Source organism: Paraburkholderia sp. PGU19 (assembly GCF_013426915.1).
Classification (GTDB): domain Bacteria; phylum Pseudomonadota; class Gammaproteobacteria; order Burkholderiales; family Burkholderiaceae; genus Paraburkholderia.
Window position 1 is genome coordinate 688,782 of record NZ_AP023183.1, and the last position, 18,105, is coordinate 706,886.

General features: G+C 60.1%; 20 protein-coding genes and 1 pseudogene. 8 read left to right on the forward strand and 13 right to left on the reverse strand.

Translation table 11 applies throughout. The features are described from left to right. Positions 1-169: 169 nt before the first annotated feature. Positions 170-571, forward strand: coding sequence for a hypothetical protein (locus tag H1204_RS50205; protein ID WP_180736558.1), 402 nt, complete (start codon positions 170-172; stop codon positions 569-571). 449 nt (positions 572-1,020) lie between these two features. Next, a pseudogene (locus H1204_RS52560) lies at positions 1,021-1,461 on the forward strand (SET domain-containing protein-lysine N-methyltransferase). A gap of 755 nt (positions 1,462-2,216) precedes the next feature. Here H1204_RS52560 and H1204_RS50210 read toward each other — a convergent pair. From H1204_RS50210 to H1204_RS50270, 13 genes are all read right to left on the reverse strand, one after another. Further along, the gene (locus H1204_RS50210; protein ID WP_180736559.1) at positions 2,217-2,612 is read right to left on the reverse strand and encodes a type II toxin-antitoxin system VapC family toxin; all 396 of its coding nucleotides are present in this window, start codon (positions 2,610-2,612) and stop codon (positions 2,217-2,219) included. Then, positions 2,612-2,854 carry an AbrB/MazE/SpoVT family DNA-binding domain-containing protein gene (locus tag H1204_RS50215; RefSeq protein ID WP_180736560.1) on the reverse strand — a complete coding sequence of 81 codons (243 nt, stop codon included), beginning with the start codon at positions 2,852-2,854 and terminating at the stop codon, positions 2,612-2,614. The genes H1204_RS50210 and H1204_RS50215 overlap by 1 nt, the downstream gene beginning before the upstream one ends. Before the next feature lie 357 nt (positions 2,855-3,211). Continuing rightward, a complete protein-coding gene (locus tag H1204_RS50220) occupies positions 3,212-3,766 on the reverse strand; it encodes a hypothetical protein (protein ID WP_180736561.1) in 555 nt (184 codons plus the stop codon). A gap of 74 nt (positions 3,767-3,840) precedes the next feature. Beyond that, complete coding sequence (locus H1204_RS50225) at positions 3,841-4,683, reverse strand: hypothetical protein (protein WP_243469169.1); 843 nt, start codon at positions 4,681-4,683, stop codon at positions 3,841-3,843. Positions 4,684-4,767: 84 nt separating this feature from the next. Beyond that, a complete protein-coding gene (locus tag H1204_RS50230) occupies positions 4,768-5,328 on the reverse strand; it encodes a phospholipase D family protein (RefSeq protein WP_180736562.1) in 561 nt (186 codons plus the stop codon). Positions 5,329-6,035: 707 nt separating this feature from the next. Further along, positions 6,036-6,221: a hypothetical protein gene (locus tag H1204_RS50235; protein WP_180736563.1), complete on the reverse strand. Its 186-nt coding sequence runs from the start codon at positions 6,219-6,221 to the stop codon at positions 6,036-6,038. Positions 6,222-6,294: 73 nt separating this feature from the next. Then, complete coding sequence (locus tag H1204_RS50240; protein ID WP_180736564.1) at positions 6,295-8,616, reverse strand: SMC family ATPase; 2,322 nt, start codon at positions 8,614-8,616, stop codon at positions 6,295-6,297. After that, positions 8,604-9,137 (reverse strand): hypothetical protein, encoded by a 534-nt coding sequence (locus H1204_RS50245; protein WP_180736565.1) that lies wholly within the window; start codon positions 9,135-9,137, stop codon positions 8,604-8,606. Before H1204_RS50245 ends, H1204_RS50240 begins: the two co-directional genes overlap by 13 nt. A 221-nt stretch (positions 9,138-9,358) precedes the next feature. Next, positions 9,359-10,738, reverse strand: a complete 1,380-nt coding sequence (locus H1204_RS50250; RefSeq protein WP_180736566.1) for a metallophosphatase family protein — start codon at positions 10,736-10,738, stop codon at positions 9,359-9,361. Between the two features lie 78 nt (positions 10,739-10,816). Continuing rightward, positions 10,817-11,299 carry an NADAR family protein gene (locus H1204_RS50255; protein WP_180736567.1) on the reverse strand — a complete coding sequence of 161 codons (483 nt, stop codon included), beginning with the start codon at positions 11,297-11,299 and terminating at the stop codon, positions 10,817-10,819. 12 nt (positions 11,300-11,311) lie between these two features. Further along, positions 11,312-11,521, reverse strand: a complete 210-nt coding sequence (locus H1204_RS50260) for a hypothetical protein (protein ID WP_180736568.1) — start codon at positions 11,519-11,521, stop codon at positions 11,312-11,314. A gap of 169 nt (positions 11,522-11,690) precedes the next feature. After that, a complete protein-coding gene (locus H1204_RS50265; RefSeq protein ID WP_180736569.1) occupies positions 11,691-13,001 on the reverse strand; it encodes a hypothetical protein in 1,311 nt (436 codons plus the stop codon). Next, positions 12,998-13,264, reverse strand: a complete 267-nt coding sequence (locus tag H1204_RS50270) for a hypothetical protein (protein ID WP_180737002.1) — start codon at positions 13,262-13,264, stop codon at positions 12,998-13,000. Before H1204_RS50270 ends, H1204_RS50265 begins: the two co-directional genes overlap by 4 nt. A 665-nt stretch (positions 13,265-13,929) precedes the next feature. Here H1204_RS50270 and H1204_RS50275 point away from each other — a divergent pair. From H1204_RS50275 to H1204_RS50300, 6 genes are all read left to right on the forward strand, one after another. Continuing rightward, the gene (locus H1204_RS50275) at positions 13,930-14,535 is read left to right on the forward strand and encodes an AcaB family transcriptional regulator (RefSeq protein WP_180736570.1); all 606 of its coding nucleotides are present in this window, start codon (positions 13,930-13,932) and stop codon (positions 14,533-14,535) included. A 1,008-nt stretch (positions 14,536-15,543) separates the two neighbouring features. Next, a complete protein-coding gene (locus tag H1204_RS50280; protein ID WP_180736571.1) occupies positions 15,544-16,002 on the forward strand; it encodes a polymer-forming cytoskeletal protein in 459 nt (152 codons plus the stop codon). Positions 16,003-16,004: 2 nt separating this feature from the next. Continuing rightward, positions 16,005-16,427, forward strand: a complete 423-nt coding sequence (locus H1204_RS50285; protein WP_180736572.1) for a hypothetical protein — start codon at positions 16,005-16,007, stop codon at positions 16,425-16,427. A gap of 4 nt (positions 16,428-16,431) precedes the next feature. Next, positions 16,432-16,641 (forward strand): hypothetical protein, encoded by a 210-nt coding sequence (locus H1204_RS50290; RefSeq protein WP_180736573.1) that lies wholly within the window; start codon positions 16,432-16,434, stop codon positions 16,639-16,641. Positions 16,642-16,679: 38 nt separating this feature from the next. Continuing rightward, positions 16,680-17,189 (forward strand): hypothetical protein, encoded by a 510-nt coding sequence (locus tag H1204_RS50295; protein WP_180736574.1) that lies wholly within the window; start codon positions 16,680-16,682, stop codon positions 17,187-17,189. Between the two features lie 283 nt (positions 17,190-17,472). Beyond that, a complete protein-coding gene (locus tag H1204_RS50300; RefSeq protein WP_180736575.1) occupies positions 17,473-18,102 on the forward strand; it encodes a hypothetical protein in 630 nt (209 codons plus the stop codon). The last annotated feature ends 3 nt before the right edge of the window (positions 18,103-18,105 follow it).

Consider the following 18,105-nt stretch of genomic DNA (forward strand, 5'->3'; position numbering starts at 1 on the left):
GTATCCGGACGCAAAAATGTACTGCTCTTCATTCGTGACAGATTGCGCGGCTGAGACCAGCACCGCTTGATCATCAGCAGCGTGCCGCGCCCCGACAACCTGGATATATCTCGGGAGCCGGACTTGACTCGCCCCGGAGCCGTGTAAGCTTCTTTCATCGAAATTCTGGATGAGAAAGATGGGCGCAAAATTTCTGACTGGTCGATGGGAGTCTCCGTGGGCAAGCGATCCATTTTTGAAGATTCGCATAGCAATTGAGATCGATACGCGATCCGTCGTGATACTGCATCATTTCGCCGATCACGGATGGCGTCGGTTCAGGCCGGAGGAGGACACATACGTGCGCGATCTCATCAACGACGAGATCGACGCGGCCGTTGAGTGTCCGGAGGATTACGGGTTGAACGCGACCGGTGTCATACCGGCTGCATGGTCCAATGATGAAGCGAACCCCGTACCGGAGCTGCCGGAGGATGATGGCGATTCGAACGACAACCAGTCAGAGCTCGCCTGTACCTGCTGTGAGCGATGGTATCGCGATGGTTCAGTGAGCGAATGTGAATGCGCCTGAAAACAGGCTTTTTCCCCCTGATGAGCTTTCAACGTGCGAGCGCGTTCACCAGGACTTCGGCTGACTTGGGGCGAATCGTGTGATGCGCGAATGCACCGGATGCCTGCTGACAATCAGCATGTCAGCGTCGAGCCTCTTTCGCGTTGATTCGCGGTGGCGCATTGGTCTGGAATACTGTTTGTCAATGTTAACTTCCTTCGGTAAACCGCCCTCGCATGGCGGGGACGGAAGCTCACCGTAATGCATACCGTGCCGCGCTACCCACCAAGCTTTGGATATCACCGGCCGACCCGTCCCTCTGAAGTCGGGCGCTGGCGAAGCTGAGCAATGAGGTGCCGGCAACAGACCGTTAGTTGCGCGATTTGCAGGCGGTTCGTTGAATACCCGCCGCAGCGATAGGCTTAGCTGCGGCAATGAACAAGACCAACGTTACGGCAGGAAACGACACAATGCGACTGCGACGCATCGCGGCACGCCGTTCCCCGGTGCATGGCAAGGGACTTTTTGCGCTGCAGCGGTTCGCTGTTGCAGAACGGCCGATCGAATACAGGGGTGAAGTGACCAGTTGGCGACGCACCGCTCCCCGTCAGCAATCGGAGATCGGACACACGTCCGTCTTTGGCCTTTCCGATGGACGCGTGACCGCAGGCAGTGGCGGTGGCAACAGCGCGCGCTTCCTGAACCAGGTGTACGCCCAACTGCGAGGCAATCGAGACGGGCGACCGTGTATTCATCCACGCACTCAACGCCATCAAGCCCGGCGAAGAGCCGTCATAGATTTCCGGCGTCGATGGCGAAATTCCAAGGACATCCGGTCCGGGTATGCCTGTCATTGCGGCGCATCCACCTGCCGTCAATCGATGCGTGGTAGCGGTGCGCCCCATGACTAAAGCCACGCCTTCAAACTGGAACCGATGACGCACAAGCACGCTTTGCAATGCCTGATGTCGACCCACATCTTCCCTTTGTTGGCGGCGATGTAAAGGCGACACTAAACGGCGGCGCAAGGTCGAGTAATTTGCTCAACGACAACTGGCAGTCAGATGCAGGCCGCGGGTGTGCGCGATAGTCGAGACAATCCGGCGCTTGTTCACTAACGTTTCACCCGAGGAGCACAGTTCATCCTCTGCCTCATTGAGCGCGGTTTGCAAAACTTCGAAGTCGCTCGACCCAGCCATAGATTTCCTTCATCATTTCCGGGCTGCACGCTCCCTGTTCGCGCGCTCGTATCAAGCAGCAGAAGCATGCGGATACTGCAACCATTGCCTATCGTTCGAGACGGGTTTGCAGACTTGCTTTCTTTTCGATCGCTCGACGGTACGTCGTTGTTCGTCAATCACAACCCCAATGTTGCTTCCCTGATCGAACTTCCGCCCTCAAAGCCAGATCATGCCGTGACCGCTGATGAATTCCACCGAATCAACATTGAAGACCCCATCGTCGGCCTGCGCCAACTACCCTCGTTTGACGGATGTCGCATTAGCAACCAGGCTACTTCTCCATCGAACCAGCTTTCGGGCGTAGCAGCGAATACGGCTGTGGGCTGGACCGCGAGCAGCACGCAACCAGCCACGTTCGCAATTTGTTTCGCATTGTTGTTTTCCAACCTGTCAGTCGGTCATCAACGCAGTGGCCGTTTTCGACGTTACTTGATCAACCGCAAGCCAGCCGATTTGGCGGCTTTTGCGTCGAATGTCGCGGTGTACTCGCAATGCGCGTCGTGGCAAACGCGTTCGATGAGGCAGTCCGCGAAATCAGCCTTCGAGGAGGTGAACACGCGAAGCGCTTTCCAAACGGTGTCCGCAGCTTCGACGACCAGCTCCTTTGTCCGGAGAAAACCCTCAACTACCTTTGCAATCTGGTCACGATCTGCCGCGTACAGGCTGGACAGGACCCACACGACTTCGACCAGAGCAACCTGCGTTACGTAACCGGGCTCGTCAGCCGTCAGCGACTCGACCAGCGCACTCGCCTTCGGTGACTGCACTGCGTCATCCTGGGCGATGTAGCGGACAAGCACGTTGGTATCGAGACCGATCATCAGGTACCGGCTCCGCGCGCCACTATCGCAGCATTCATATCTTCAATGGACACGGGCTTTGCCGGCTTTCCCACCAGACCCTTGAGCGATTCCACGGATTTTGTCGCCGGCACCAGCTCGTAGCGACCAGTTGACTCGTTCAGAACGAATTCGACTCTGTCGCCGGTTCCCAGCCCCAGATCACTCCGAACGCCGACCGGAATCGTGACCTGGCCCTTCGACGTAATTGTTGCGGACGCCATGACGCCTCCTTCCTTTCAATATTCCTTACTTTACGGTAAGGAGCGGCAAAAGGCAAGACAACTCGAGCGAATGATCGCGCTCACCAACGACACCGCAGGATACGCATCCGAATCGCCGAGCCGCACGCGGCACGCGCTGCCCGTCTTCGCCGAGCACGACGCCGCACATCGCATCGTTGCCCCGCCCGATACAGATCGGAGAGGTGTTCGATCGACCGCTCCGGGGATGCGCAGGGAAACGGCCGCTTCGATAGGTCAGCGAAGAGTGTCAGCGGTCCACTCATCGTCCACCGACCAATCTCCAAAGGAGAGATGGCCAGCGCGCCACGAGCATCGCGCACCGGCTCGATGGCGCTTTTACGGCGCGCGAGCATGGCCGCGCCACGTGATGCACTTTCTGCCAGGCGATTCCCGATCACCGAAATGACCTCTCTCACACCGGCCACTTGCGTTTTTCTCCAGAAGCGTGCGAAGCCTGCCTTGCGGCCGGACTTTCCAGGAAGTCGCACAAGCGCGAATGCGTTTGCCATTTCGCACGCCGTTCTGAGGCGTGCGAATCAGCGTGCCACGCCCGATAGTCGATACTACGAACTGCGCAGCGAGCGATGGCGTGGCGACGTGGGTCGTCACGGACATTGCCTGCCTGTCGGCAAAGTGATCGATCTCTTCGAGCATTGTCTCGATGTGTCGCGCAAGGCTGCTGTTCTCGATTGTCGTATCCGACGACGTTATGTAGTGTCTGACGTCGGGCGCGACCTGCTTTGCGCGCCTGACTGCCTCAAGCATCAGCACCATCGCACACGTGCTGTCTTTGCCGCCGCTTACGCCTGCGGCCAGCACGTGGCCCTGCTCGATATAAGACTGCATCGACGCAATGGCGTTTTCCATCAACGTATGAATATCACGGTCCATCGTTCGCTCCGGAAAAGGTGGGAGCGACCCTTTCGGGGATCGGCTCCCGAAAGGGTTAAAAAGTCACGTGTCCGTTACAAGCTCAGACCCAGACTTGCTGCCTGTGCCTCTTCGAGCGACTGGTCGGCCGCTGCGAAAAGATCAGGCTGCCGGGTCGCCCGGTCTAGCCGTGGTAACGCGTTGGAAAAGCGGCTTGGCCCGCTGCCGTCGAAACTGTCAGCGCCGGCGGCCGCACAGATGTGAATACGGCGCGCCGAGTTGACCCGCCCGACATGCAGATGGCAATTGCGTCGACGCGCGAGTAGCCCCCACGCTTCGGCTGTCGATTCCTTCCACTCGGTTGATCCGCCGATGAAGATTCCAACGACGGGCGAGAGGTATGGCGCGACGTCGTCCAGTTGCATCCCGTTCTGCACGGCGATGAGCAGTTGCGAGGGCATGCCTCGCAGACGCTCCATCCACCGCAATGAGAAGTCGAGAGAAGCGAGGCCGCCCTGCACGACATCCGGAAGGACGATCCAGTCAGCGCGCTCACCGAGCTTGTCGACGACCGCCAGGAACGCGGACTCGTCAAACGGTTCGCCTCGCTGGTAGGCGGTCCACGCGCCGTTGTCGATCGCGTAACGCATGCCTTCGGTACGGTGTTCGCCCTTCGCCGAGACGAGGAGATGCCAGCCGGCAAGCGCCAGCGCATCAAGGTTGCGGCGCGTGCCAGTACGACTCGCATAGCCCACCATCGGTGGGCGGTGCATGATCAGACGCTCCTCAACCTCGGGATCATCGTCAGCGCTCCCATCGACGCAATAGTAATCGGCGTACGCCATCACCGCTTGCGCCCAGCCCTGCTTCTCGCCATTTGCATACGGCGCGAGCCAGCGAGGCATTGCAGCCGTTGATAGTGGTGCTGCATTAACCATGAAAACTCCACAAGTGAATGCGGAGCGACCCCGGCGGGATCGCTCCCGCGAGGGTCATAGAAAAATAGCGAGGCTGTATCGCCGTTAGCGGGCGCGGTACGGCTCACCCTGCGACGTCACCGCCTTCCAGTCATCCAGATACGCTTTCGCAATCTCAGGATGGTTCGATAGCACCAGCATGTTTTCAGAATTCACGCGCGCGGCCGCCTGGCTGTAGTTATACGAACCGGTCTCGACCGTCGCGTTGTCCACTACCAGGAACTTGCTGTGCTGGATGGGAAATGCGCGAACGACAATGACCGGCACGCCTGCATACGCGAGTGCGCCCATTGCGGCCGCAGCTTTTCCACTACGGTCTTCGTCGACGTTGCTGCGGTAATCGACGGTGACTGCCACGTCCACGCCGCGCCGCTTCGCGTCGAGCAACGCCCTAACGACTGGCGGCGCAGTGAACGAATAGGCCATCACACGGATCGACTGCCGCGCGCTGTGGATGGTTTGCAGCACGAGCTGCTCCGCACCTCCGTCCGGCGAAAAGGCGACCTGTACATCATTTGTCGCGCTGAAAGCGGGTTGCGTCCATAACAGGCCAGCGCCCGCTACCAGCGCGCCGGCCACCGTCGCAATGACAATCTGCTTTTTCATTGGATGCTCCGTTGGTTTACCGGAAAAAGCCCCGGCCCCTGTAAGGGCCTGCCCCTTACTTAGCGTGTTGATGGGGGCCTTGCCTGGCGGGGCTGATTCGATGCCGAGGACCAAAATCCTCGGCATTTTTTATACTTTTGCGCGTGAAAATCTAAAAACGAGCAGGCATTTCCGGCGCGGGCCCTGTTTTGAGCTCTTTTCTCAGTCTGACGGAGGCACTTCACTCGTCGGCGACCCGCCAAAACTCGCCATGCGTTCGCGGCAAAGGCAACGCTAGCCTCATCCTCAAGACAACCGCCGCAGCCCGACTGGGCCGGGCCGCCGCTGTTTGTCTGCGTCAAAAAATATTTTCGAAAAAGTAAGAGCCCCGCCAATCCAAGACTGGCGGGGCTCTTCGCAAAATCAATCACCCTTCATCAACACGCTAAGTAAGGGGCAGGCTGTAAGGGGCGCCGAGGCGTTTCAATGCCCGCTCAGGTGCAGGTTTTGGGATGACTGACCGGATATGTGATCAGCCTGCCGTCCGGACAAACGCGAAAGTCACCAGGCTCGCCTCGCGGGGCATGAACGACAATCGCGGGACGCGCGCCTACTGCGTGCGCCTGTGGCTGCGCAGTACAGGCGCAGAGCGACGAAGAGCCTGCTGCCAACAGCAGCAAAAGTAAATTTTCCATCGTGGTTTCTCGAGAAAAGGGAAGGTGCTCCGCTTACGCGGTGCGCAGATCAGAAGGGTCGCCCGTCTGGACAGTGACCCACTTGTCATCGACAAGGACGTCACGCAACAGCGAGCCGTTCAGGACATAGAGGTGAGTGTTTCCAGACCGAGGCACGGCAGGACGAACCGACACCGTCACCGTTTCGGTACGGGTTCGGGAATTTCGATTGATTGACATGGCGTTTCTCGTAGGGAAAAAGCGAGAAACGCCCTCTGGGGGCGTTCCCCACAGGGTTAAAAAAAAAGTTGCGTCACGCGGCCAGTGCCTGAACGTCGATCACGGCGTCGGCCTCGCCGACGAGGTCGGGCGTTTGCGAGATGAAAAACTCCCGCTCATACCCGCCCTGCTTCAGCACCTCCCGCTTCATCCGCATGAACTGCAGCTTGCGCTGCGGATCGAGCGGACCATCGGACTCGTCACTGAAAAGCGTCTGGTAAGGCTGACCGGTGTTCCGCGCCTGATAGAGCGCAATGCCACGTGTCAGACACTCGTTGATCCAGACCTTCTGACCACCGGACATCACCGACACCGACTTGGTGCTATCGGCTTCGGCGTCATGCACAAGAATCTCGAACCCTTCCCGCAGTTCGCCGTTTGCTAGCGCGCGCTGCGTGCGGATCTCGACCGTGAAGCGTGTGCCGTAACAGGCAAGCAGCAGCCTGTTGACGGTGTCAGCCAGTGCGGGACCGGCGTCGTCGATCGTCAACGCGATGACGCCGTCGTTGCCGAGCCCTTTCGCGAGCAGCTTCCACTGCGCAATTTCATCGGAGAGCCGGTCGGCGCGCCGCTGCGTAGCAGAGAACCCGTTCAGGTCTGCATCCAGTCCATTGGCCTCAGCCTGTAGCACTGTCTGGGCGCGGATCGCACCTTCGATCCTGCCCTCGAGCGCAGCGACTGCTTCACGATTTGCGGACAGCTTCCGGTCGGTCTCTGCAATTGCGGCCGTCACATCGACGGCTGCAAGCTGCTTCGATTCCTGCTGGATTCTGACCATCTCCGCCGTCATACGGGCCTTTTCAGACTCGTACCGGGCAGCTCGCGCAGCCGCTTCTTCCGCGACTACCCTCAGTTCCGCGTTGGCGGTTTCAAGGCCCGTCGCAGCAGCATCAAGGAGAGGCTTGCTGGCAGCAAGTTCAGTCGCCGCCTGCAGATCACGTCGAGCGTCGCTCAGGGTGCGGGTCAACACAGCAAGTTCGCCGCGCTTTGCCGCAAGCTCCGCGACAACCGGAGCCAGTAGGTCGGCCTGCGCTTTCTTTTCGCGATACTGCGCACGAAGTTCGGCCACCGACACACGTTGCTCTTCTGCCTGCGATCTGGCCTGTAGCGCCTGACTGAGCAACGGACACGTGGCATGCATCGCATGCCCCACGCACGGCACCTGGTCGACGACTGCAGCCTGCTTCGTCAACGTCTCGAAGTGGGCCGCTTTCGTCTGACCCTGCGTCATGAGGCCCGAAAGCGCGGTCTGAAGCGTCGCATGACTGACCTGCTTCGCTTCCAGATCGGCGATCACACGCTGCAGAGGCTCCAGCTTTGCCTCCTCGTGACCGATTAGCAGTTGCGCTGCATCGCGCTTCGCCGCCGCTCCCAGAATCGCTTCCTTGCGGGCAAGCGTCGCCTGATGAGTCGTCACCGTCTGCTTTAGGACATTCACGCGCTGCTGGGTCCGAGCGGCTGCTGCCCGCTCATCGCCATCGAGCGTTTGCACGCCCTTGACCAGTTCTTGGGCGCGGACCGACAGTTCGCGCAGACGAGCTTCGGCAGTTGCCGATTCGCCCGCCTTCGCGGCCAGCGTCGCACGCTCCTGAGTCAGCTTCGCAGCTTCCTCAAGGTTCAGATCGCGTTGTGCACGCGTATCGCGTAGAAGTTCGCCCTGTGCAAGCACGGAGCGTTCGACATCCGCCTTACGCTGCCGCTTGCCCGCGAGTGCAGTCAGGTCCGTCTGGATTTCATCGAGCGCACGGCCAAGAATCTTCGCGACGTCGCCGGCTTTCGCCGACAGCGCCTTCAGGTGTTCAATGCCGAGCATCTCCGCGAGCAGCGTCTTGATCTCTCCCGCGCCATACGACGCGAGCGGCCGCCGGTTCTGCGCGGAGAAGACACTGGTGAAAAAGCTTTGAAGCGAGCCGTTGATGGCTTCGACACAGCGGTTATACGTCGCCGCCTTGCCGTCCGACACTGTGCCGTCGGGCAAAGTAACGGGATGCCACGCGCCGTCCGATCCACGCCATGCAAGGTAGTACTCCGCCTTGCCTGTCTTACCGGGCTTCCTGAACGAAAACGTCGAGCGGTAACGGATACCGTCGTGCTCCCACTCAAGTTCCTTCAGCGCACTGGTGCCACAGATGTGGTCCCAATACGAAAAGGCATCGACCGAAAGCATCGAGGCATGCGACGGCATGATCGGATACGGATGCAGGTTATCCATGATCGTTGTCTTGCCCGCCCCGTTAGGGCCGACAAGCGCGATCAGGCCTTCCGGCAACGACTCCAGATCTAGTGTGACGCTCTCGCGCCTCATCCCGTCACGAACGCCGTAAAAGCCTTCGAGCGTCAGTTTCAGAGGCCGCATGACGACACCTCCATCGATTCGGACATTGCTGCCATACGCGAATAGAAGGCGACATCGTCATCGTCGGGAAAAGGCTCGACCATCGGGTCGACTCTCTCTGCAACCGCTACAGGCGCATGAAGATTGCCTGCGATTGCTGCCTCGACTTTTTCACAGGCCCGGGCAAATTCGCGGCGGGCACACGTGAGAAGTTCGTCCCACCCGACATAGCCGGTAAGGGTGCGAATCTCCATCGGGGACCATTGCGTCGCCATGCCCATGTGATAAGACCAGAGCAGGTGCTGCATTTCGACGGCAGCCGTGACAACGACCTGATTCGATCCAGGCGTCGTCGCACGAAGGACGAGCATCGGGCCGGACTGCGCAAGCACTGCTCCGCGATCCTTCCCAAAGGGTTGGTGAAGAATTGCGGGCGTGAAGCCAGCATGATCGACGAGTGACTTCTGGATGTCGCGTTCGTCCTGATCGTCCAGGGCGAACACGCGAACCCACTCAGAACCGGCAGGATAAAGACCAAACATGATTGCACTCCGTTGTTGTCAGGCGGAGTGCGCCCGGTAGGGATCGCTCCCCGCCAGGGTAAAAGGAAATGAAACTGCTGAGAAAGGTGAAGCAACGACTACATCGATGCGTCGAAAGACGCGGTGAAACCTCGTTTCGATAGCTGTGGCAGCTATCGGAACAGGGCTACTGTTCCACTGCAGGAGAGCCATACCGGCCTCTCCCGCATTCGGGCAGCAAACTACGCTGCAAACAGATCATCGTCGAGCCACGACTTCTGCGCTGCGGGCACGACCTCGACGGTCGCATCAGGCACCGTATCGCTTTCCGACGAAGAGCCTGGCTCAGGCAGCGATGGCACCGCACTGTCGCCAACAGCAGCACTGCCTACCTCATCATCGGTGAGGCCGGCAAGCACCGCAGCAGCAATCGCCTCCGGATAGCCGGACTCGAGCAACCGGAACCGCTCAACGATCGGCGCAGCTTCAACGTTCGCATGCTCGGCCCACCGTTCGATCTTTCTGTCGACCGTCGGCTCGATACTAATGCCCTGCGACCGCGAGCGAACCACCGGCAGGATGCGCGGCTCCAGCTTGAGAGCCGACGCACGAGCGAACAGCGCTTCGATTGCGTCCCGGTCTACCGATTGACGATGCTCCTCGTCCACCTGCCAACGAACACGAACGAACTTGTCGCCTGCCTCAGCAGCAATGGCAGCGAGTCGCTCCATGTCCGGAGGGCCGTCGAAGTCAACGCAGACCGTCTCCCGCGCCGGCGTTGGAACAAGCAACGCTCTCGCGTTCCCCGTCTCAACGTCCCACGCCAGATAGCCTTTGTCACCTTCCTCGCCGTAGTGAAACCGGCCAGGGGAACCCGCATAGGCAACAACACGGCCACCGCGCTCCCACTGCTGCGACTTGTGAATGTGGCCGAGCATGAAGGCGTCGCATTCGGCCTCGAACAATGCACCGAGTGAAAACTCGTGATCGAAGCCCGCCATCGTGACGCCATGCTCAGTCGTGCAACCGTTGACCGTGCCGTGCGACACACCGACCGTTCGAATGCATGCTGCCCGAAGCCGAGCATTGATGCGCCCAGCCGCTGCCAGATAGTCACCCAGCACCGCCTCAAGCCCGGTTGCCGCATTCTTCGCGCCGACCGCGGCCGCCAGTTGCCCCTTGTTGATGGAGGGCAGGCAAGTGAACACCACATCGGCGCCGAGAGTGAGGACGCTACGCAGCTCTTCTTCGTTGAACACGGGCCCCGCCGACGCGAAGAAATTTCCTTCGAGAAGACTAACCTGCTGCACGCGTTCAGCGATGAAAACAGGATGATTTGTTCCCATCAAAGCAAAGTTTCGAAGCGTGCCGGGCGGCTCGTGTGAAAAGGTCCCCTGAAGCATCAACACCGGCATGGAGAGGCTGAGGTGATTGATGTTCCATGCCAGCCGGTTCAGCGCGGGAGCATGTGCGTCAAGCCGATGATCAGTCGAGTCGCCCGAAATAACCGCGACATCCATGCAGCGATTCATTGCATCTTGCACCGCGAAAGAGAAACACCGGTCAGCCTCATCGAGGTTTTCCGGCGAATAATGCAGGTCAGAGATGTGAGCGATTTTCAAGTCGCCTCCTGAAAAAGAAAAAAGGCCGCCCGTGGGCAGCCTCAATGGATGGTGCGCCAGGTGGCGCAGTTGAAAAAGTCAGCGGGACAGGGTGTCGCGCACCTTCATCAGCGTGATGCCGAGCAGGTTAGTGCCACGCCAGTTCGCCTTGTCGAGAATCAGCGGGTCGCGCTCGCCGCGTCCTACGCCCCAGATACGGTCGTAAGGACTGGCTTCGACGAGCTCGGTCGGTGCCGTCGCCAGAAGCAGTGAGCGCAATCCCGGGTTCTGGGCAAACTTCTCCCGGCACCCGACATAAACGATCGATTCGCGCTTGCCTTCCCACGTCGCAAGGTCGAAGCCTTTCACGCCCCGTCCGATCGCCTTCTGATCTTTGGGATGACGCGCCGCGATAATTTCTGCCGCTGCAATCTCATCGCCAAACAGCTTGGCTTTGGAAAACATCATGAACTGCTCTACCGAGGTGAAGTCCACGCCGTGATAACTGAACCGGCACGGATGCCAGTTGCTCAGCGCGTCATCAGCGCCGAAAAACAGCGTGAAGTTCTCTACCTTGCGCATCGCTGAATGCTCCTAGAAGACTGTGATGCAGCCGTCGCCCTCTCCCCAGTTGATCTGCAGCTTCGCAGGTACGGGTTCGATAAACGACGTGCTCATGCACTGCTGACATTGGACAACGATCCGCTGCGTTCGATCCGCAGTAAAGACCTTGAACAGGTCTCCACCACAGCCACCGCAACGCATGTCCTGTAGACCCGTCAGGGCGCTCAGATCGTTCGACATAACGTTGATACTCCATCAAGACAGGAAAATGATCCGCCGTCAGGCGGAAGGATTCGATGCGCAGGGATGCGCGGTCGAAAACGCTTGAGCAAGTGCCGCTTGCTGAAGGGTTCTCGCTACGCGAAAAGTGAAGAAAGGAACGACCAGCCCCGAAGGGGCCGGTCCAAGGTCAGACGTAGGTCTTTGCCTGCAGGATCTCGTCATCAAGCGCAGCGCGATCGTCGAGCGCTGCCGTCAGGCGTGCGTTCATCTGATCAACGTCTGCCGGTCTTTCCGCCCAGCCGCGCCCGAATCTGACGTGCGCGAAGCGGCGGAAATCCTGCTGACGATCTGGCTGGCTGAGCCCCAGGCGGTTAAGCAGATCGGACATGCGGTTACGCTTGTCTTGAAGCGACTCGCCCTCTTCGGGCTCGCCACCGCCGTCGGCACCTGCGTTGCTTGCGCCGACCGTTTCGCCCTGCATCTGCGCAACGGTCCCGGAGCCTGCCTCTGTCATGGCCTGCGACAGAACCTCGACATTGCCACCGGCTTCGATCAGGGCAACTGCACGGCTCGCCGCTTCGAGCGCCGGCTGCGGCTCATCGCCTGCATCCAGCAACGCCCCGAGATCGATATCCGCATCGAGCACGGTTAGCATCTGCTTCTGACGCACCGGCTGCCCGTTGTCGTCGATCCGCGTGATGTCGAATTCCTTCTTCGACAGCCAGAAGCGCGTGCCGGTCAGCCTGCCTCGCGCGAGCGAGACCGTCTGCATGGCGGAATACGCTTTCTGCAGGACATAAATCGAATTCGTTGGAAGTTCGATGAGTCCCAAGCCTTTCACGTCGGGTATTGCAAACACGAAGTTGGCGCTCAGGTTGCACTTGCGTTCCTGATACTGCGGACACACGTGCGGATCGCAGATTCCGTCGGGAATGTCGTCATCCTGACGCTGGATGACAAGGCGACCACCGAAACTGCGCCGCGCCCGCTTCGCACGCTCATCGCGCTCGACCGGTGCATACGTCTTGCAGTACCGCTTGCCGTCACGGCCATACTCCGAGAAATACTGCCGTCCTGTCGTCGTATAGGCCGCCATCTGATTAGGCACATTACGCAGCCAGTCGTCGAAGGCGAACATTACCGGGAAGCGGTGCAGCTTGAGGCCGTCGCCACGATCCTCACCGTAGAGCTTCAGAATTTCATCCGCGGTGTCAGGATTCGAGAAGTCCGACCGTCTACAGGTGAAATGCGCGACGTTTCTCGGTATCAGCGCATTGCGAAGATTCAGCTTCGATTCGATCACCTTTCCGATCGTCTCGTACGAGTCGCCGGCCGCCACCATTTCGTCGTACAGCTTCCCAGCAGCCGGATTGCCCTGCGCGTTGCGTGTAAGAACCTTGATACCGGGCCGGATCTTGCCAATGATCGGCGGTCGGATTGCGCGCTCTTCGACCAGACTGCGAGGCGCGTTGTCGAACATCTGGACGACTGCGTTCATGATGGTTTCCTTGCGAGAAAAAAGATGGCGTTCGTGCGTAGCGTGCTGGCCTGTGATTCGATCTCCCGGGCTGCACCGCTACCGCGTCGTTCGCTGACATGGTGGATAAAGACAGAGCGCTGGGCGTCGCTGTACATCGCGACCTGCGCAACTTCACAGCGGCTGCGCCAGGCCTCGGATGACGTATCCGAAGCGGCACGCTCGTTATCGATCTGATGCTTGATAGCCTCGGCAATACGCTCGTTGAGGCGGTCGGGCAACAACATAAACACCTCCGCTTGAGAAAGGCCCATCCGGAATGGACGGACGAAAAAAAAGCCCGCTCCGGTCAGGGAGCGAGCTTCGTGAATAGGGGATAGATGTGACCTACGCGCCACGTCCCTTCTGGGGACGTGGCGTGCAGGGAGCGGCACCGGAAAGCCGGAGCGCTCTGTCAGAGGACGTAAAGTCGTCCTCGCGCAGCATGGTCACGCTGCGCAACAGCCCATTTTCGGAAAATACATTCCGCCGCAGGAATCACGGATCAGCCAACTTCGATCGTTCTACCCAGATCAGGCTCTGGAGAGAGAACACCCGAAAACCTGGGCTCGAACGATGTACCGGCGCAAATGAATGCAGGCCAGGGTACGAGTATCACAGCTGAAATAGGGGAATCTGTAGCGGGCAGATTCAGCACAAGAAGATATCCACACCGGTAGCTATCCGGTCGGAGCATGCCCAAAGGCACGACTTGGAGAAAGAAGATGGACTCCGGGCTTGGAGTCGAGGTCGATGCGTCAGAGACGCGGGGAATGGATTGAAGTATCCGGGCAAAAGACAGGTGTAGGCGTCTGAAAGCTCGCGAAATTGATATAGCTTTTGCCCGCTTGACTGATCGGTGCTCAGTGAGAATTTATGTGAGAGAGAACACATACACCGAGAACACGTTATGTCTGGCTTCGATACGGAAAAGCCCGAGGCGGTTGATCCAGAACGGCTGATTTCCCCTTCCGCTGCGACTGAGCCGGTCTCCGGCGTCCTGCGCCCCATCAAGCGCCTCACCAGCGATGACCGCCTCGCACGCATCCATCCTGAGACGCTGGCAAAAACCGAGTTGCTGTATTACTCCGATTTTGCCCGCACCTTTGTCCGCTCCGACTACAACTTCTGCGCGGCAAAGATGACGGTTGCGCGCGGCGGCAAGCTCCTCGCACTGGAAGCGGAGTTCCACACGGCGGAAACCTTCTTCCGCAAGGCACTCGCCTGGGCTAACCGGTTGCACGGTCGGCGCACCGGCCTTGCTCCTGAGCGCGTGACACTCGAAATCAAGCACCCCTTGTCGGGACGCCTCGTTCGCCTGCTCACGATCTATGACCAGCTTTTCCTCAAGACGATGGAAGCTCTCGCCGGCCGCTCAGTCATGGCGCACGAACGCAAGGCAGCGCTTGACGCCGCAGCCGCGCGCATCAAGCAGATTCCCCAGCTGTGTATTCCGGACAACGACCGGTATGCCCCCGAAGGCGTCCTGCTTCCCGACTCCGACGACACCCACTGAACCCCGCTAACTCCGCTCTGCCGGACCAGGTTCCTTGACTTCAAGCAGCCTCGGGCAGGCTGTAATCCAGACAACGAGAAGAGGCATTTTCATGGACATTCGCGAAATCCAGCGACTGCACGCTCAGTTCGCCCTGGACTCGATGGTCATCGACCTTCCCCGCCAGATTGCCGCCTTGCCCGGGCCTGGCGACGTATCAGCACCCGAGTCGCCTCGCGCGCTGAATCAACGTCTTGGGGGATCGCGCCCCGCGCACGGCAGGCCACGATCGCCCTGGCCATTGCGGCTATGGTCGCGATGGCGGGCATGGGCGCAGCGTCGCTCTACAAGAACCTGGCGGCGAGACACGGCTCGGCAACGACAGCTCCGACGACAACGGAGGACGCCAGCAGAAAAGGCGATGCACTGAACGCGGCTCCGGCTAATCAGGAAGCCCCGGCCTACCGGGAGGTCAATGCGACACCCCCTCACCCTGTTATTGCCGCGCCCGCATTAAGCGCGAGCGACTTTGCTTCAGCACGCTCACTTGGCCTGACAGCCGACCAATTCCGCGATTCGCTGAAAGCACCGGCGCGCAGCGCGCAGGCCGCCACGGCAGGCGCCGCGCCCGCGCTGACGAGCGAGGCGCAGCTCGCAGCGGTTTCGCCAATCCATCGTGCGGGGTCGAGCAGAGAGGCAACCGCGGCCGCGCAGCAACCGGCGAGTCCTTCACCGGCCGCACCTGCCCAGCCCGTAGCGGTCGCGAGGCCGGTCGTGCCCGCGCAGAGTGCGACGCAGCCAGCGCAGGGGGCGGCCACGACGGCACAAGCGCCAGCCACCGCTGCTCAAACGGCACCCGCGTTGCAGCCCGCGCAGCCTGCCCAAGCAGCCAAACCGGCGCGCGCCACTCGCCATCACATCTCGCGCCCTCGCACGGAGCAGAGCGCAGAGTCCAATAAAGACGCCAGCCCCTCGGCCGAAAACCGCGCCGGGTCTGCCGAAGTGAAGTTGTTCTAGGAAGCCCCGACCATGAAAAACGAACTTTCGATTACCCTTGTTTCCGCCGGCTGCACCATCAGCGGCGACATGATCGTCGATCACGGCATCAGCTATTTCGGCCTGCTCGACGGGGGCCTTATCTCGACGCAAGGCCTTTTGCACGTCGGCGACGGAGGTCTGATAAAGGGCAACGTCCAGGGCGACCACGTTCGTATCGACGGTCGCGTCGACGGCAACGTCCATGCGCGCGGCACTCTTGAAATCAACGGGCACGTCTCGGGCGACATCATGTACTGCGGCACGATCCGCCTGGGCCCGCGCGCCGCGCTTAACGGCACGCTCAAGCGCGTGGCCCGCATGCTGACGGTCGAACCGGAAGCCGGCGAGAGCGCAAAACCGGAGCTCGCGTCTGCAGCCCCGGCTGTGGATGCGGCCGCGCCCGAGCGGGCGGAGTCCAACGTAACCGAATTTACGCGCGCGAAGGCCTGAACATGAAATTGCGCACTGTGGCGAGCTGCCTCTCGATCGCTCTGGCGCTTGCAATGCCCTTCACGGTCCTCAGCATGACCCGTGCATTGTTTGACGACGGGACCGCGCGCACCACGCTCGGCAATCGCCAGGATGAGGTCCGGCGGCTCGCTGAACTTGATGGCGACATTCGCAGCATCGAGCCCTCTCAGGCGTTGACGGTCCTCTCGCGTCACAGCCTGTCGGGCACCGGGGAACTCACCAACCGGCTTGCCGTGGCGCGGGGCGACCTGGCGATTGCGCGGGCAGAGTACGTCGCCTCAGCCGCACGACTTAAGCGTGCCATGGTCATCGGGTTTCTCTGCGTCGCCGCAACAAGCTGGGCGGCAGTGAGCCTTGCGACAGTCTGGCCACGGGGTCGCCGCTCCGCTGCAGTAACTACCTGACACGATGGATTACCTCGCCGTCAACTGGGAGGCCGCAGCACAGGAAGCCGCTTTCGATGGGCTCTGTTTCTGCATGCTCAGCGACGGCCGCTTCATCAACCGGCAGGCGATGCCCGATGACACGCCGCACCGGAGCCGCTTCACTCTGAGTGCGCAGTTATTCGAGCAGCACATTGTTTCACTGATTCCCGAGCCGCATGCCTCGCGGACATGACGGCCAACACCTGATTCACAATCGATACGGAGAACCACATGCAACCGATTCGCAAGGCACTTTTCGCAACGGCTATCGCCGCAGGATTCATTGCCAACGCTCAAGCGGCCGCGACGATTCAAACGCTGGACATCACCTGGTATAAGGACGGAAAAGTGATCGACCAAGCGCAACATATCGTGAACGACGGCACCAGCCTGACACCGTACCTGCAACGAGGCGGAAAGGAGGTTGGCTACGCGAACTGCACGGGCTCGGCGGGCGCGATGCGCCTGAGCGCCGAGAAGATGTTCGTAGGCCGCTCGCTGCTCATCAACCCGGTTTCCGCAAATGCCGGAAAGGTTCAGCTATCGGTTTCGGCGACGGACACGGCACTCGACGGGATCCGCAAGACAGGGACAGCGGACTGCACGTCCGAGGTCGTCGATGTGCACGGCTACACCGCGTCGGACATTCCGGTCGAAATCGCTGATGGCCAGACGGTTGATGTACCGTTGAAGAATCCGCAGTACAAGCTTGTGCTAAGGCTTCACCGCGACGCGCTGTAAAAGCGAGCCAGAAGGCAGAAGGGAGCCCTAGGCTTCCTTGTGCCGCCGCTCGGTGCGTGCCCCCGACGCTTCGCCCCAATGTCGACCGCAACTGTTGCGACGATGCGAGATTAGGGTTTATACTTATCACGTCTCCTCCATGTCTCCAACCATGGATTTAAGCCCGCCTTCGCGCGGGCTTTTCTTTTTCTGACGATGTAGTGGACCTCTTGGCACAAAAAAAACGGAAAATCGTTGTGCCTTGATTAGTATTCGTTCATCCAGCACAAGCTTGGGGGCCACTATGGGCACGTTCCGCGTAATTGTGGGCATGTGGATAGCCCCCGATCTCGCCGCTGTCAGGCCGGTATCGGACGATTCGCCAGTTTTGAACCATGACCATTTCGATGCGGCCGCAATCGCTCAGGCACTGGACGAATTCAATCCGTGCGGAGAACGGATTCGAATCCGGTTCGCTGATGACACCGTCGATCTGGCAACTGTCCGCGCAAGGATCAATGGGACGCTATCGGGACCTTCGGACTGCCGCGACTTCGCTCAAGCGGTCCTGGCCGCCGCCAGCAGGTCCAAAGGCCCCGTTATCAAGGTGCGGGAACGATGGGCGACGCTTCGCCCCCGGAAGGCTCAAGCCCTCGCAGCACCGCCGAGTCTTTTGATGTTCGCGCTTTACGGCACGTTCGATAGCACGATGATCTGGCTGCAGCAGTTCCAGATGCGACTGCGTATCAGGGCGGCTGACCCGATGAACTTGATGCTCGACGGCCCCGGGAAGGGGGACCTGCAGGGAGTTCTACCAAGGGAACTGTCAGCGCTCTTCGAAGCCCACTTCGGTTTCCCCTATCTACCAGACTGCCTTGTCGCGAGGCTGGCGCACTCGCGCCTGCCCGATTGGATGCACCGACAGGCTCAATGAAGC

Coding starts and splice junctions, on each gene's coding strand:
- H1204_RS50205 (WP_180736558.1), top strand. CDS start 170: ATGAGAAAGATGGGCGCAAAATTTCTGACTGGTCGATGGGAGTCTCCG.
- H1204_RS50210 (WP_180736559.1), bottom strand. CDS start 2,612: ATGATCGGTCTCGATACCAACGTGCTTGTCCGCTACATCGCCCAGGAT.
- H1204_RS50215 (WP_180736560.1), bottom strand. CDS start 2,854: ATGGCGTCCGCAACAATTACGTCGAAGGGCCAGGTCACGATTCCGGTC.
- H1204_RS50220 (WP_180736561.1), bottom strand. CDS start 3,766: ATGGACCGTGATATTCATACGTTGATGGAAAACGCCATTGCGTCGATG.
- H1204_RS50225 (WP_243469169.1), bottom strand. CDS start 4,683: ATGGTTAATGCAGCACCACTATCAACGGCTGCAATGCCTCGCTGGCTC.
- H1204_RS50230 (WP_180736562.1), bottom strand. CDS start 5,328: ATGAAAAAGCAGATTGTCATTGCGACGGTGGCCGGCGCGCTGGTAGCG.
- H1204_RS50235 (WP_180736563.1), bottom strand. CDS start 6,221: ATGTCAATCAATCGAAATTCCCGAACCCGTACCGAAACGGTGACGGTG.
- H1204_RS50240 (WP_180736564.1), bottom strand. CDS start 8,616: ATGCGGCCTCTGAAACTGACGCTCGAAGGCTTTTACGGCGTTCGTGAC.
- H1204_RS50245 (WP_180736565.1), bottom strand. CDS start 9,137: ATGTTTGGTCTTTATCCTGCCGGTTCTGAGTGGGTTCGCGTGTTCGCC.
- H1204_RS50255 (WP_180736567.1), bottom strand. CDS start 11,299: ATGCGCAAGGTAGAGAACTTCACGCTGTTTTTCGGCGCTGATGACGCG.
- H1204_RS50260 (WP_180736568.1), bottom strand. CDS start 11,521: ATGTCGAACGATCTGAGCGCCCTGACGGGTCTACAGGACATGCGTTGC.
- H1204_RS50265 (WP_180736569.1), bottom strand. CDS start 13,001: ATGAACGCAGTCGTCCAGATGTTCGACAACGCGCCTCGCAGTCTGGTC.
- H1204_RS50275 (WP_180736570.1), top strand. CDS start 13,930: ATGTCTGGCTTCGATACGGAAAAGCCCGAGGCGGTTGATCCAGAACGG.
- H1204_RS50280 (WP_180736571.1), top strand. CDS start 15,544: ATGAAAAACGAACTTTCGATTACCCTTGTTTCCGCCGGCTGCACCATC.
- H1204_RS50285 (WP_180736572.1), top strand. CDS start 16,005: ATGAAATTGCGCACTGTGGCGAGCTGCCTCTCGATCGCTCTGGCGCTT.
- H1204_RS50290 (WP_180736573.1), top strand. CDS start 16,432: ATGGATTACCTCGCCGTCAACTGGGAGGCCGCAGCACAGGAAGCCGCT.
- H1204_RS50295 (WP_180736574.1), top strand. CDS start 16,680: ATGCAACCGATTCGCAAGGCACTTTTCGCAACGGCTATCGCCGCAGGA.
- H1204_RS50300 (WP_180736575.1), top strand. CDS start 17,473: ATGGGCACGTTCCGCGTAATTGTGGGCATGTGGATAGCCCCCGATCTC.